We start from the raw sequence: 15296 nt of genomic DNA, 5'->3' as shown, positions 1-15296 counted from the left end.
TCACCCTCAATTCAATTTTATTAATTTGTTTTGAAGGCAGCTGCCGAATTCGCCAGTTCTTCCGCCAGATTTGCCAGAGACTGGCATGTTGCCGCTGTCTCTTCAGACGCTGCTGCGGATTCCTCACTGGAAGCCGAGATGGATTCAACAGAGCTCATCACCTCTGCGGCTTGGGCTGCTTCTTCTTCACATGCAGCAGCAATTTCGTTTACTTTCTGTGAAGAGTTATTGACCATATCAATGATCTGATCAAACGCCTGTCCCGTCATGGAAGACTGCTCAACACTGGCTGCTACGGCTTGCACACTTTGTCTCGTATTTTCCTGCATTGCTTTGATGATGGCTGTAATTTCTTTGGTCGCCTCGCCACTTCGTTCGGCAAGCTTCCGGACTTCATCTGCTACTACGGCGAATCCTCGCCCTTGTTCTCCGGCACGTGCCGCTTCAATTGCAGCATTCAGCGCGAGCAGATTGGTCTGCTCAGCGATATCGTCAATCACTTCAATGATGTCACCGATTTTACGAGAATCATCTTCAAGCTTGGTCATTTTTGTATTAACAGCTTGCATACCTTCCAATGAAGTCTGTACAACAAGTCCACCTTCACGAGCAGTCTTCACCGTATCGTTGGACAGTTCAGCCGCTTCTTCTGCACTTGCAGCGACGGAGTTAATGGCAAGTGAAAGCTCCTTGAACAATTCGGAGATATTTCCTGCCTCACTGGATTGGCTCGTGCTGGTGCTCGCAATTTCCTGTGTGCTGGCTGAGATCTGTTCCGAAGAAGCTGCAACACTTTGAGAGTTCATCACGATATTGTTGATTAACTCTTTCAGGTTGTCGACCATACGATTCAATGCCGCAGCCAGTTGACCCACTTCGTCTTTGCTAGAGATGTCTGATTTAAGGATCAGATTTCCGTTGGCAACTTCCGTAGCTAGACCCAGCATGGCCATGAGTGGCTTCGAAATGGAGCGAGAGATGATATATCCAATGAGAATACTGAAGAGTACGGACAGAACCACAAGAATTATCGTTACTTTAAATGCTTGTGAATAGGCAGCCTGAGATTGTATATTCGCCTGTTCAGCCATACTTTCATTAAGGTCGATCAAATTGGTAAGGAGTTCAACAATTTTGTCCCCTTGTGGTTTAAGCTCAATTTTAAGGTAGGTATTAAAGGCACTTTGATCATCTGCGACAGCCAGATTAGTTGCTCTTTCAAACATTGTTAAATATCCTGGATATTCCGCATCAAAATTACGGAGTAACTCTATTTCTTCAGGGGTTGTTGCAAGCGGACGATAGATGGTCAGGCGATCATTCACACTCTGACGGATCGAAGCGATGTTCTCCGTGATCCGAGTTTTTTCGGTTTCAACGGTTTCGAAGCTCAAATCACGCACGTTCACACGCATTCTTTGATAATCAATCTGAGCAGAGGATAATTCTTTCACAGAGATTAGATTGTTGTTATACATCTCTTGCATTCGTTCATTCGTACTTCTCAATGTTACTACAGAGTAGACGCCAAGCGCCGCAAGGATTATCGACACAACTAAAAACGCTGAGATAATCTTTGTTGCTGTTTTCAAATTTCCAAACCACTTCATGTAATCTCCTCCTAGGCATCGTAGTGTCCAGTTATGTATATAACGCTTGGTAAACCCTTCTCTTGGTCGCGCTCCAGACAACTTACGATCTATTTCGACATAAATATATTAAAACTGAATAGGAGATTTTTATTTCTATAAATTTGCACTATTATGAATTTTTATTTCAGATATAAAGAATCTTCTTTTTAATATAAATTATACTTTTTACCTATTTAACGGTTATTTCTACTTACACATATACGTATATTCAGCATTCTGCATTGACTTTCACATACATCTCCATACAAAAATTTCATGTGAGATGATCTTCTTATATTTATACAAGAAGTTATATAGTTCTTACGTCTAACAAATATCATTTTCCACACAAAAAATTATGTATTTTTTCTGTACACACTCAACATTTCAAGACCTAAGTCTAATAAATGATTACTTATACTGAGTCCATTTTCCCATAAAAAAAACCAAACCCGAATCAACAAAGTTTGGTTTTGAAGCGAAAAAATACACTTTAAATTAACATTAAACCCGTTTAAAACTAATTACTTATGTGTTATATAGCTGCTCCAGTTCCATTAAGCGGTCCTTAATCCTGTGCGGAATAATTCCAAACAGATTATCCCACGTCATGAACATCTCCGGTTTTAGTAAATATTCTTCGAACTCCATGGTAGGTACAAACGCTTTGGTCTGCAGATAACGCTCTACCTGATCATCGATCTGTTCATTTGTTTCAAAATAATCTTGAAACAACTCATTCACAAGTAGCCCATCACATCCAGCTTCGGCACCTGCTGCACTATACAGATTTGGCAATAACTCAAATACAACCGGAAGTGGTGAGAAAGCATGTTTGCCAGGCTGTGAGTACAGACATACATGATGTCCAACCACATTGACCCGTTCCTTCAATAATCCGCGCAGCACCTTCCCATGAAAGCTGGCTTCACAGTCTACTACCTCTCCGTCATGACCCACATAAACCCATACATGCTCCATTTCATACAGATGTCCAATCTCATAATCCCACCAGATTGCATATTCAATTACATATTGTACTACCTCGGTCGGAAACTTAATGTCCCTTCTGAACGATGGTGAAGGCCCAGATTGATGCAACACAGAAATGCCAACAAAATCAGGATAAAAGGGTTCGGCTCTGTCAAACATCAAAATAGGTGCATAACTCATTGCAGTTTCAAGCGTTTTCATTTCTGACATGTTCATTCGTGAGTCCTCCGTTTTGGTTGGATGTTCATACTATACTAACAGAGAACGTAACCCACTGACTCAGGCATTTTGAATTTTTTCTAATAGAATACCAGCCCCTCTATGGACTTCATACGATTATTACATCGACACATCAAAAAGCCTGCAACTGATATTCTCCAGTTACAGGCTGTGTACTTTGATCATGAATACGGAATCTTGAATTAAGATTTCAGCTTATTGGATGGTGACACGGACGTCTTGGAAGGTGAGGTCGATTGATCAGAAACCTGCGTATCACACCCTATTGGAGGGCCCAGAATCGCATCATTTTTAATGGAAGCAACAGCTCTCGCATATGCCTCTTCATCCAAACAGTACGCGCGGTGAGCCACCTCCGGCGGTGTAGCTGCCAAGAAATCCGCTCCAAACACAATATCAGGCGTTGGTTGATCAAAGATAGTTAATACATATACATCATCTGTCTCAGCGACAAACCAGTGAAACCAGCCTTTCGGAAATACCACTACCTGACCTGGTTTCAGACGATATGTCAATCGTTCACGCGTAAACGGATTGAAGACTGACGCTGTAATTTCACCGGTGATGACCACAACCATCTCCGTGACATTGGTGTGCCAGTGTGGCTGCACAATGATTCCTTTGCTTAAGTACACGTTGAAGAACCCATTTGCAATGGTCGGCAGCTGTTCTCCAAACAACTGGGTTACATAGTTGCGTGAATCCCTCTGATAATTGACAACCGCATTGGAATCGGCTGCCAGCGGAACATTCGGGGCTTGTAAAATCGGATTCATCATTCGATCATTTCTCCTCCTTGGGCATACATCTCATTGTTGTACTGTATGCCGGAGAATAGAAAGATAATACCGTTGACACATGTTATATATTGTTTTTAATCCTGAACTTTAGATTTCTTAGAATCTTGTATAAACAAACTAGACTTGACCAGGGAATCTGCCTCCGGCTGCAATGCCTTGGGGAGATATGTGATCTATCTGGTTCATCTCATCATCCGTAAGTGAAACCTGTAGCGCTCCTAAGTTCTCGTGAACTCTTTCCAGATTGCGAGTCCCCGGGATCGGAACGATATGTTCTCCCTTTCCAAGCAACCAAGCCAGAGCAAGTTGAGAGACCGTACATCCTTTTTGCTTAGCCATCTCTTGGATCAATCCAACAACCTCCAGATTTTTCTGAAAGTTCTCACCTTGGAAACGCGGATAGTGACGACGATAATCATCTTCCGGCAGATCGTCTATAGAACGGATCTGACCTGTCAGGAAGCCCCGCCCCAAAGGGCTGTATGGAACCAAGCCAATGTTCAATTCATGCAGGACAGGCATAATCTCATCCTCAAGCTCTCGACTCCATAATGAATATTCGGTCTGCAACGCTGTAATTGGATGAACAGCATGTGCACGTCGAATGATCTCTACTGGCGCTTCGGACAAACCAATATATCGAATCTTCCCCTGTTGAACCAGATCGGCAAGTGTGCCTACAGTCTCTTCAATGGGTGTATTCGGATCAGGACGATGTTGATAATACAGATCGATATAATCCATTCCCAGGTTGTAGAGACTCGCATCTACTGATTTTTTGATGTAGGCTGGATCTCCCTTGGGGCCCTGGGTGTGTGTTATACCAAATTTGGTGGCAATGATTGCCTCGGATCTTCGACCTTGAAGCGCGCGTCCAAGCAGTTTTTCATTCCCTCCAAATCGCTGTTTTTCATACGCTCCGTACAGATCCGCCGTATCAAACATGGTGACTCCTGCATCTAGCGCACCCTGAATGGTATGTACCGATTCGTCATTATCCGGCATCATCATCACACCCAGGCCGAGCGCAGATATTCGTAATTTATCATTTCCCAGTGTTCTTGTTTTGAGCATGTGGCTCCCTCTTTTCATCTTGAAATAGAAACGTTAACTAGATACGTTGAACTTGAGTTCATTCTATTTCACTTCCGAGACCCCAACCACACTCTGTTTATGCTAGTAAAGAAATTACCAGTTTGATTAACTTTCTATATGGCAACAGGAACGTAAATACAACAATGAATGCCTGATTGACTGTTCAGATTATTCATGGAAAAGATATCGTATGCATGCACAACGCCATCTGTCCGATCCGTCGTTTCAAGCAGGACACGATTGACTTGTTTTAGTTCAACTTGGTGCAGGTTCCAGATCGTTCGGAAGTCTATACTTTCTTCACTCAATTGTTTCACGATTCTGCTAAATTCGGGGTCACTCGGATACTTGTCATAATACGTACGGAATACGGCTACCGAGTGCCGCGCGAATTCCTCCCAGTTGTGCATACGCTCCCTGAGCGCTGTATCCAGAAATAAAATCCGCATCATCAAACGCTCATTCACATTCATCGACGAGAAGTTGAAGAGGTTCGTATCTGCAGCTTCATTCCAGGCAAGTACCTCAGAACGTTCATTAGTAATAAAGGAAGGATGAGTCAACTGGCCAATAATACTCTGCCACCCTGGCTCCAGTTGCGAATACGAAGCAAGGAATTCATGTTCCGTATTAGGGTCCCATAAGTCAAACAGATGACTCTTCTCTTCCAGGGTTAAACGGAGCGCATTCGCTATACTCTGCATCACTTCTCGTGAAGCCGCCAACTCCCTCCCCTGTTCGAGCCACGTGTAATACGTTGCACTGACACCAGCCAATACCGCTACTTCTTCCCGCCGTAGACCGGATGTTCTTCGCTGTCCATAAGATCCTGACAATCCAACTTGTTCCGGTTGAATGCGGCTTCTCCGTGATTTCAAAAACTCACCCAGTTTTTTGTTGCGGCTCATACTTGTATCCATAGACATCGTTCCTTTTTTATAAAAGTAATCAAGCCTATTCGACTCTATCCCAAAATGGTAGTCTCTGAATGACTTTGATATAATTCATCTATTATTAGTTCTACAGAATACTTGGTTTACAAGTAGCTTAGCATCGATTGATGCAGAACGAAAGGAGCATAACATGATCCCCAATGTTGGAGATGTGTACTGCGTGTACGTCGAAAAATTACAACAATATACAGCCTGCCAGGTAACTGGACTGAAAGAAACAGAGGGTAAAACTTCTGACACGCTTGCCTCCGTCCTTCAGTTGGATTGGACTGGTGATCAACTGCCTAATGAAATGCATCTTCATCAGATGAAACCGCTGATCTGTAATTTCTATTTCTGGAATGACCGACTTGCCCATAGTTTCGTGAGTGCTAATGTTCCTTCACAGTATGTGCTTGCAGGCAACATCCCTCCTCTCTACACCGAGGAAACAAATACGTATGGCGGAGGCTGGCCGATCGGAGAAAGTCTCTATCTCCAGCGTGAATGGGAAGGTATCGATGCGATCCGAAGAGCGCAGTTCAAACAAGCTGCGGATGATGACGAAGAAGTGATGATTGGCGATCGTGTAATGCGGGGCAGTACGAGTACACTCCGCGATTTCAGCCCTACATCTTCTGAAGATGTAGCCGAACTCGCAAAGCTACCTTGTCTGACACATATTGAAATGGATGGATATACGGAATCAATCTTTTCATTTATAGAGGACAACCCGTTCATTAATGAACTTCATATCATACATCATGGTCAAACGATGCTCGATATCAGCAAGAGCCACCTGACCAGACTTATTGTGGATGTCAGTGGGTTGAAGGAATTAATTTTGAACACAAAGATGAAAAGTCTGAATTTCACAGGAGAGTTGTCTCCTGATCTGCGTATCTTGGCTTATGAAGACGGTAGATGCATCACTCTCAATGTTCCATCGGGCCTGCCACAGGTTACGGGTATCTCACGACTTGAAGGTCTGTATATCAGAGATATCACGGAAATCAATCTGGAGCCACTTGTGCAGTATTATCCTGAGCTTTCAGAGTTGCGACTGTGGGGTAAACCCGGCAATGTATCCCATATAGAGTCGATTCAGCATTTGGCAAATTTGCAAACCTTCACTACATATGACCTGTTCGGCTTCAATGGTGAAGAATTCCCTGACCCAGAGCAACTTCCACAATTGGCTACGCTGTGGCTAACCAGCCTGCCTGCCGATGCAGCCAGATCGATCAAAACAAGATATAAAAAAAACGCTGCTGCCGGACTTGATATGGAAATCACCAAAGCACGCAAACCGGAATGGCTTGCGGAGAACCTGAACAATCCGTTTCGGGATTGGGATGGGCGGGACCATATCAAGGCGGCACACGCCAAAAAAGCAGCTCAATTGTACAAGCAGTGCTTGAAGGAAATCCGTCAATTAAGTCAAGATTTTAACAATCAGGAAGCTATGCACAAACAGCTCGTCTCCATGGTTGAGAACTACACACAGGCCTTCAACAAGATGGATGCCAAGACCGGCTTTATTGAAACTGTTGAGCGGGAAGAGATTTATGTTGTTCTAACGGAGTTACTGAATCAGTTACAGGAGAATTGGGAACTGCGTCAAGATGATTTGATTAAGGTCAATCACGAGGAATTATATGAGGTATTTGATCGTTTGAGGGATTTTTAGTTCACCAATAAACCGTTGTTTACGGAAAAAGGGTCCTGTTATGAACATTAGAGGACCCTTTTTTGCATGAATAGAATTTCTTGCACTCTATTTTCAATAAGACGACGTGACTCGGGCAGAGCCTTGGGTCGCTCGATCCTATGATAAGCCACACAAATTCAAGTAATTCAGGATCGATGCGGTATCATCAATGGAGGTGCGCAGGGCGATGTAACCGTCAGGACGAATCAATACAAGCTCTTTACTTGCGACATCGTAAATTCGATAAGCGTTCCCTGCAGTGTCAATTATGCCTTCCGCTCCCTCTACCTTCGATGGAAGGATATAATGCAAATGGAGTGCATCGTTGGTGAAGTTCTTCAGAGAAGGATCGATGTAGTTTGCAAAAGCCAAAAGCGTCCAGTGTGGGCCGCGCAAGAGGTCAAAGACACTTCCTGCAAACCCGGTGCCTTGTAGTCCCCTAGCATTAGGAGCACGATCTCCAGGAAGTAAACGGGTAGCATTTGTTCGAGCAGACGGACGGGTAAGCGAACTTGAACGATAGGAAATGAGAAGCCCGCTCGTCAGATCGTCGGATATGGTGCTCAAGGATTGGGACAACACTCCGCCTTCTGTCGCCGTTCCTATGACGCCTCCCATCTTCTTTGTGCTGTCTTTGAGCACGGCTTGAGCCACCGGGCGGCGCTCTTCATCGTACGTGTCAAGTAAGGCGGTGTCCGCTCCGCGTATGACAGCCGCCAGCTTCCAGGCGAGGTTGTATGCGTCCTGTATTCCCGTATTCATGCCTTGACCACCGGCCGGTGAATGAACATGAGCAGCATCACCGGCAAGGAAAACCCGGTTGTTTCGGTAACATTCAACCATACGAACGTTGACACGGTAGATGGACAACCAAGATGCATCCGTAAGCTGGGCACGTCCGGACCCGGCACGACGGTCAAACATGGCTTGATACCCCTCTAACGACGGCTGCTCTGGTTCATCGATGTCTGCCGGAATTGTAGCCTGCAGTTGCCAAATATCGGATTTTGGCAGCGGTGTCACCCCGATCATCCCCTCCGAAGAAGTCCAGATATGGATATGGTCACGATCTAACCCTTCCAATCCTACATCGCCAAGATACCATCGCTCATGATCATGTGTTTCCCCAACCAACGGTAAGTGTATAAATTTGCGGATATTGCTTTTGCCCCCGTCAGCGCCGACTACATAACGAGCACGAATTTGCTCTTCTCCTTGTGCTGTATTCACCGTTATCGATACACCATCCACATCCTGAACAAGCCCTACAGCTTCCATGCCCAACTCAACTTGACCGCCAAGCATTGCATATCGGTCGCGCAACGCTTTTTCCACATCAAATTGAGCAATCCAGACCGGATCACGATAGGGTGTCTCAAGTTCGGCGCTCGCTGCAACGGTAATAGTCGGCTTGTCCACACTTCTGCCATCTGCGGTATAATAACGAACAGGCAAGTCCACAACACCTGTATCAACAATGTAGTGAACGGCCTCCAAATCATCGATGACTTCAAGCGAGCGAGGCTGGATTCCTTTGGCGCGAGATGCAACGTTATACACGGTGCTTCGTTCAATAATACGATGGTTGACGTTTCGACGGGCAAGGTCGCAGGCAAGTGTAAGCCCTGTGGGTCCGGCCCCGACGATGAGAACATCAACAACAGACGGTATGGTATTCATGGACAAAAACCTCCTTGAGCATTGATTTGATACGCTACATTTGTTACACTACACCGTACAGTGTAGTTTGTAAAGCAGGACTCTAATCAATTTCTTAAATATACATATAAGGGGGAAAACGTAAGAATGGATCATACGGAAAACAAGAAAATCCGCAAAGGCTCTTCAGACAAACGAGCTAAAATTATTGCGGCGGCACGAGATCTGTTTCTTTCAGACGGGTTTGATCGTTCCAGCGTCGATGCGGTCGCAACTAAAGCGGGAGTTTCCAAACGGACAGTTTATGATTATTATGGCGACAAACAGAACCTACTGCTTGCCGTTGTGGAAGAATCCAGTTCGGCGATTCTGGTCATGATTGAGCAAGGGATTTCAGACCACCTCTTGAAATTCGAAGATCTTGAGCAGGCGCTCATTTTATTTTGTGAGCAAATCGTAGCTTCTGCAAACGGTTCGGCAGATTACAAGGCTTTGATCCGTCTGGTTATGGTGGAAGCTGCCAACCTGCCAGACTCGTTTTTTGAAAGGCTGGATAACGCAACTGAAGAGGGGATTATCAGGAGGTTTACAGCGTTTGGACAAAACGGACTGCTCCATGTGATTGATCCTATAATGGCTGCAAAGCACTTCGCTGCATTAACGTTTTTATTGGTATTCAATCAACCGGGAAAAATCGGGACGTTAGAGGAGGACCAAACTAAACATATCATCACCGAAGGCGTACGCGTCTTTCTTTGCGCTTATGCCCCACAACGTAAGTCTTAAAATCGCCATTGTAAATGCCTTTTCTATTTCCGGATAAATTCCATAATCTAATCGATCTGCGACTTCATTATCAATGGTAAACGCAAAAACGGAACGAAGCATGCTGATACCCTGCTTCGTTCCGCCCATCTTTTAATCTTCGTCCCATTTCGTTAGTGATCTTGCTCTAATCTAAAGCAGCCCTTCATTGAATGGAAAACACTTCTTTTTTCAATAATTCTTCTGGCGTCTGCCCTATCACATCACTGTGAAAATAATCGCGGATAACGCCATCTTGAAGATAGTTGGCGATCGACACCATAATCATCCCTTGATCCAGTGCCAGATAAGCTTTTGCAAGTTCTCCCGTTTCAACATTGACTGAGTCATAGAACCCATATTTGCCAAACATTTTGAAGCTCTTTAGAGCTTTAATGTTCTTTCGAACTGCTTCAGGGGCATAATCCAGAGCAAGGAATGTTGCGTGTGCTGTTACCGTTGCTCCATCTTTGTAACCTGAGGTACCTAACGGTGTTGCTGCAAACTCACTGTAACCTGTCGGAGTGGCAGAAGGTGAGAAGCCCCATGCGGCATACCCTTTTTCTTTGGCATATTCGATTTGCAATTCGACATGACGCTGGTTGTTCAATCCCAAAGCTTGAGTACCCAGGTCTTTTTCCTTTATGACCATACCGGGCATAAGAGCTTCAAACATACTACCTCCCCAGCTTGGTACGAACTTTTTATCCTTGTATACATAACTTCCTTCAAACACATCCACTCCATCGTACTTAACGGATTTGCCTTGAGGAATCTGAGCTTGCCAATCCCATTCTTGAGGTAATGTGCGATACATCTTCCACCAATGATCTTGAGGAACATCACCTTTCCCAATAGCAATATAGCTGCCTACACGTGGTTCCGTATAAAACATCCCATAATGGTGGTCCGTCAGCGCGCCTTTAGCCACATCATAACCGCCGCGGAATTGGCCGACTTCAGGATCATATAGCGGAGTATAATTCATATTTGTAACCAACTTGCTTGTTCCCCCATGAAGTTCTTCATAGGCTTGCCCAACAACAATTAAACCAGCGGATAACCAGCCATTATCGACTTGGGAAATAAATTGCCCCCAATCTTTCTTCACCGAACCGTCATCCGTGTTATACCAGTTATAAAATAGGCCGTTCCACTTTTCTAACTTCTCGAGGGAATTTATAGTTGTTTGCAGGCGATGTACAGCTTCTTTCTTTGAAATAATGCCCAATTGTTGCGCTGAAACCGTACTCATCATATACATTGCGATGTTTGTGGGCGAGGTACGTTTAGCTTCTTCTATCCCGTTGTCAGTGTGCCGTACTTCATCGTAAGTCAAGCCAGTATTCTGATCCGTATAGTCCTCAAAAAACGTATAGGTTTTATATGCAATCGCTTTCAATTCTGCTCGAAATCCAATTAAATTGCTTGAGTCACCTGCTGAAGCCATCGGAGTTAAAGCTAGATTAGCTAACAGACAAAAAGTTAAAATGAAGCTGAATTGTTTTACTTTTTTCATGATTTTCATGATTTTCTCCCTTCAAATGGATTCGAAACGTTTCGTGTATATGTTATCATAAATTTCCCATTTCCGTAAACAATAAAATAGAACGCTTACAAATACTGATTATTATGCGGTTTATTAATAAATGTAAATTCGAAACGTTTCATTAAAGGGACTACATTAAGGCAACTCACGTGGAATTATATGACGATTTGATCGTTTGAGGGTCTTTTAGAGATTCTAAATTGAAGAGGTAAAAAGCCTGACTCCATAGGAATCAGGCTTAACCCTTCACGTATCCATTCTAAACCGTTCTAAGTTGCTACAACTGTTGTTCCGCAATACTCGCAGTCCGTTGATTGCTTAGGAAGTACTTTTGCCTTCGCCCCACATCCCGGGCAACTCACTGAAACAGGCCTTTGTGGCTCTTCAACTTTTTCTTCGACTTTCTCTTCAGTGTTTTCCTTATCTGAAAAATTGATCTCTGTATAGTTAATTGTATTATGACTGCTGTAACTCACGGTGTTGCTATTGTAACTTGAATAAGTATGTGGATTTGCATTTTCGCGATCAAGAGAACCTCCATAGTCTCCCCCATAAAAATTTCGTTCAGGGCCACGCTTTTTCTTAACACGTTTTTTCCTAAGCAATTTAATACCAAAAAACAAAAATAAAAATTCAACGATAATAATTTCAACTACAAGAACTATATTCAATTGATCTACGAAATTCTCTTCCATAAGTAATCGTATGGGTATAGCAATGGCATAAAACATAAAAAAGAGTCCAAATAACTTCCTTAACAACACGATTCCTCCTATGCAGTTTACGAGATCCTCATTGTCGTTCCACAATACTCACAATCCGCAGACAAAGTAGGATATACCTTTACCTTGGCCCCACACCCTGAACAATTCACGGATACAGATTCTTGAGGTTCATCTTCTCTATCTTCATATTTCTCATTATGCTGATCTTCGTAATATTGATTATCATTAGAATTGTGATGGTATTGATCAGTGTTAGAACGAGATTTAGGTCGACCACACATTTTAATGCCCGTAACAAGTACGATAACCCCAGGGATAAAAAGAATTATCGTACTGATAATGGCTGTTTCTGTTCCCTCGGATATTAATATTAAAGATAACAAGATCGTCAGAGACGAAAGGATAATGAATATAATTCCAAAAAATCTTTTCACCGCGTTTCCTCCTTAAAACATCACACTCTACCTAGCAGTGTATATTACAAGTATCCGTAAAAGAAGTCATTTAGTCCGCTACACGGTTTACGAGATTCTCATCGTTGTTCCGCAATATTCACAATCCGCAGACGAAGTAGGATATACCTTTACTCTAGCTCCACACCCTGAACATATTAAGGATAAAGGTTCTTGAGATTCCTCGACTTCTTCATACTCCTCGTGATAGTTACCTCCGTCATATTGCACATTACTACTAGAATCGTCAACATAATGTTGATCGGCTTTAAGTTGAAATTTAGGTCGACCACACATTTTAATTCCTATAACAAGCAGAACAATCCCACTTACAAAAAGTACAAATGCATTGATAATTGCCACATCCGTTCCCTCGGATAGTTCGACTAAAGAGAACAGAATTGCTATACATGAAATTATAATGAATATAATCCCAAATTTCTTTTTCAAAGTTTCTCCTCCTGCAATTTATGATTTGCTTGTCATGATCTGTTGATTGCGCTCTTTCAAACGGAACTTTAACTGGGATAGTTGCGAAGCAAAACGTTCACTATTTACCAATTCCCCTGCTTCGTACTGATTTGCAAGCTCACTGTTCATCAATTCAATGTCCAGCAAGATCTGGCGGTCATTTTTCTCAAGGAAATCCGGAGTGATTGGGTCACTATACTTTACAAGTTCAATTAATGATTGAACGGTTTTGCGCTCCTCTTCCACAGTTAGGACGGGATGTTGCACCATGGTATGAAGCAATTGCTGTAAGGCTTTTTCGATTAATTGTAAGTTTGCGATTTTTGTATGTTCATCTGTTTCATGACGGCGCGCACTTTGAATATAGATCATAATGATTCCGCACAAAATAATTGCGATCGCAATCGTTAACGTGTGTAACAATACGAACCAGCGAAGCGCATGATCTGCTGAACCTGTTAACAACGTGTAGATCATCACACAAATCAGATAAATACCCAATACTACACCTAAAGCTGTGTAACCTGGAACAAACCGTTTAAACCGATCCATATTTTGCATGATGAACCGCGCGTAGATCCAAATAGCCGTAATCGCTACATAAGAAGCAACGAGATTCATCCAAAAAGAAAACGATAGTAGCGCATGATTAAACACCGTAAAAGAAACGATTGAGGATACTAACATGCATATTAAATAGACGACATCCAAAATCAAGAGATTGCTCCGTTTTACCATCACTATGCCTGTCCTCCTTCTTGCAGATTGTTTCCGCAATCGAGACAGAACTTCTGGCCGGGTTTTACTTCATGTTGGCACCGACTGCATTTCAAGCTTAAACTTGTGCCACAGTTGCCACAGAATTTTGTATGACCGGAATTCATATGGTTACAATTTGGGCATGGGCTAGGCATCGGTTGATGACATTGGATACATTCCAATGCGTTCTCCGCATTATCCGCCCCACATGAAGGACATGCATGGTATTTGTCACCACAGTTAGGACAGAATTTGGTTCCCTTTGGCAAGGCATGTCCACAATTGTTGCAATCTGTTGTTGCTACCGATTTTTCGGCTAATGAATTGCCACATTTGCTGCAAAAAGAGCTGTTCTCCTGATTCGGATGATGGCACTGCTTACATATACTTACTGCAGGCGTTTCCTTCGTAGACATCACTTTAGACATCTGGGACATCTCGCCACTGAAAGAACCACCCAGACCAACCCCCATGCCCATACCAAGCCCTGCGCCCATGATGTCTGACTGCATGCTTCCTTCATTTTTCGCTGCACCTTCAAGCGTATCAAACGAACGTTCTTGCTGATATGTGTACCCAATAATATCCATCTCAGCTTTGCGTGCCAACGCTTCTCTTAATCGAATGACTGAAGGGTCTTCTTCAGGCAGATTAACATTGTGAATATACAGGTTGATTAACTCAATACCAAATTCTTCAAAAGTAGAAGCTACCGTATCTGCAAAATGTCGTGATATCTCGGCGATATATGCATTGATCTCCAAAACACTTACTTTTCTATGTATTAGATATGATGACAACATGGAGTTAATATTCATGATAATCAACCCACGGAAGTAATTAATCATATTAGCTTGGTTAAACTCAGGCAGTGTTCCCACAAGCTTGACCAAAAATTTTCGTGAATCCGAAATTTTAATTCCCATTTGTCCAAATGTTCTTACGGGAACAATAATATTATACTTGGGATCCTGGATCTGAATCGGATTCGCCGTTCCCCATTTAACGTCCAATGCGCTTACTTGATTGACATACCATACTTCTGCTGCAAAAGGTGACTTTCCTCCGAACGGAAGGTTAACGAGACGGTTCAAGATTGGGATATTTGCAGTACTCAACGTATGCCTTCCGGGTCCAAACATATCAAGTGCTCTTCCATCCTTGAAAAGAATTGCTTGTTGAGATTGATTAACAATTAACTGAGTCCATGTTCCCAGTTCAGTCTCGGGATGTTTCCAAGCAAACACATCAGGTGAGCCATCATACTTAATTACGTCAATAATCGCCATGTTTAATTCCTCAATTCAGTATTAGATTACTATAATTTACTAAAAAGTTCTTTTGTTAAAACACTGATTCTACAGTAGTTCCTATATTTAATTGTCTTTAATCTACTTATTCCATGTCTAGGCATTGATATTTTACCATTTCTAACCTTAATACGCACTAACATAGTTCATGTTTCATATGATATT

The 15296-nt window shown here is 42.9% G+C and carries 14 protein-coding genes; 2 read left to right on the top strand and 12 right to left on the bottom strand.

From position 1 onward, the window contains the following. Positions 1–20: 20 nt before the first annotated feature. The 5 genes from MKY28_RS07920 to MKY28_RS07900 form a co-directional block, all read right to left on the bottom strand. On the bottom strand, positions 21–1610 hold the full coding sequence (locus tag MKY28_RS07920) for a methyl-accepting chemotaxis protein (RefSeq protein WP_340935522.1): 1590 nt from the start codon (positions 1608–1610) through the stop codon (positions 21–23). A 549-nt stretch (positions 1611–2159) separates the two neighbouring features. Next, a complete protein-coding gene (locus tag MKY28_RS07915) occupies positions 2160–2840 on the bottom strand; it encodes a hypothetical protein (protein WP_127549464.1) in 681 nt (226 codons plus the stop codon). 206 nt (positions 2841–3046) lie between these two features. Next, the gene (locus tag MKY28_RS07910; protein ID WP_036613444.1) at positions 3047–3643 is read right to left on the bottom strand and encodes a cupin domain-containing protein; all 597 of its coding nucleotides are present in this window, start codon (positions 3641–3643) and stop codon (positions 3047–3049) included. A gap of 138 nt (positions 3644–3781) precedes the next feature. Beyond that, a complete protein-coding gene (locus MKY28_RS07905) occupies positions 3782–4738 on the bottom strand; it encodes an aldo/keto reductase (RefSeq protein ID WP_340935519.1) in 957 nt (318 codons plus the stop codon). A 134-nt stretch (positions 4739–4872) separates the two neighbouring features. Further along, the gene (locus MKY28_RS07900) at positions 4873–5679 is read right to left on the bottom strand and encodes a helix-turn-helix transcriptional regulator (protein ID WP_340935517.1); all 807 of its coding nucleotides are present in this window, start codon (positions 5677–5679) and stop codon (positions 4873–4875) included. 163 nt (positions 5680–5842) lie between these two features. On the opposite strand from MKY28_RS07900, the gene MKY28_RS07895 reads away from it, so the two are divergent. Then, on the top strand, positions 5843–7381 hold the full coding sequence (locus MKY28_RS07895; RefSeq protein ID WP_340935516.1) for a hypothetical protein: 1539 nt from the start codon (positions 5843–5845) through the stop codon (positions 7379–7381). A gap of 138 nt (positions 7382–7519) precedes the next feature. Here the strand turns inward: MKY28_RS07895 and MKY28_RS07890 are convergent, their stop codons facing one another. Next, entirely contained in the window at positions 7520–9082 is a 1563-nt protein-coding gene (locus MKY28_RS07890) for an FAD-dependent monooxygenase (protein WP_340935515.1), read from the bottom strand. A gap of 126 nt (positions 9083–9208) precedes the next feature. On the opposite strand from MKY28_RS07890, the gene MKY28_RS07885 reads away from it, so the two are divergent. After that, positions 9209–9847: a TetR/AcrR family transcriptional regulator gene (locus tag MKY28_RS07885; protein WP_036672856.1), complete on the top strand. Its 639-nt coding sequence runs from the start codon at positions 9209–9211 to the stop codon at positions 9845–9847. A 184-nt stretch (positions 9848–10031) separates the two neighbouring features. Here the strand turns inward: MKY28_RS07885 and MKY28_RS07880 are convergent, their stop codons facing one another. The 6 genes from MKY28_RS07880 to MKY28_RS07855 all read right to left on the bottom strand — a co-directional run bounded on the left by MKY28_RS07880 (position 10032) and on the right by MKY28_RS07855 (position 15110). After that, on the bottom strand, positions 10032–11393 hold the full coding sequence (locus MKY28_RS07880) for a glucoamylase family protein (protein ID WP_235193894.1): 1362 nt from the start codon (positions 11391–11393) through the stop codon (positions 10032–10034). Between the two features lie 290 nt (positions 11394–11683). After that, positions 11684–12175 (bottom strand): hypothetical protein, encoded by a 492-nt coding sequence (locus MKY28_RS07875; protein ID WP_340935512.1) that lies wholly within the window; start codon positions 12173–12175, stop codon positions 11684–11686. A gap of 20 nt (positions 12176–12195) precedes the next feature. After that, positions 12196–12573 carry a hypothetical protein gene (locus MKY28_RS07870; protein WP_340935510.1) on the bottom strand — a complete coding sequence of 126 codons (378 nt, stop codon included), beginning with the start codon at positions 12571–12573 and terminating at the stop codon, positions 12196–12198. 87 nt (positions 12574–12660) lie between these two features. Continuing rightward, positions 12661–13041 (bottom strand): hypothetical protein, encoded by a 381-nt coding sequence (locus tag MKY28_RS07865; protein ID WP_340935508.1) that lies wholly within the window; start codon positions 13039–13041, stop codon positions 12661–12663. An 18-nt stretch (positions 13042–13059) separates the two neighbouring features. After that, a complete protein-coding gene (locus tag MKY28_RS07860) occupies positions 13060–13803 on the bottom strand; it encodes a hypothetical protein (protein WP_340935506.1) in 744 nt (247 codons plus the stop codon). Next, entirely contained in the window at positions 13803–15110 is a 1308-nt protein-coding gene (locus MKY28_RS07855) for an SPFH domain-containing protein (protein ID WP_047843479.1), read from the bottom strand. Before MKY28_RS07855 ends, MKY28_RS07860 begins: the two co-directional genes overlap by 1 nt. Positions 15111–15296: the final 186 nt, after the last annotated feature.

It is taken from the genome of Paenibacillus sp. FSL R5-0473 (genome assembly GCF_038004565.1).
Taxonomy (GTDB): domain Bacteria; phylum Bacillota; class Bacilli; order Paenibacillales; family Paenibacillaceae; genus Paenibacillus; species Paenibacillus amylolyticus.
The sequence above is the reverse complement of the archived record's forward strand: the minus strand, read 5'-3'. Positions and strand labels throughout refer to the sequence as shown.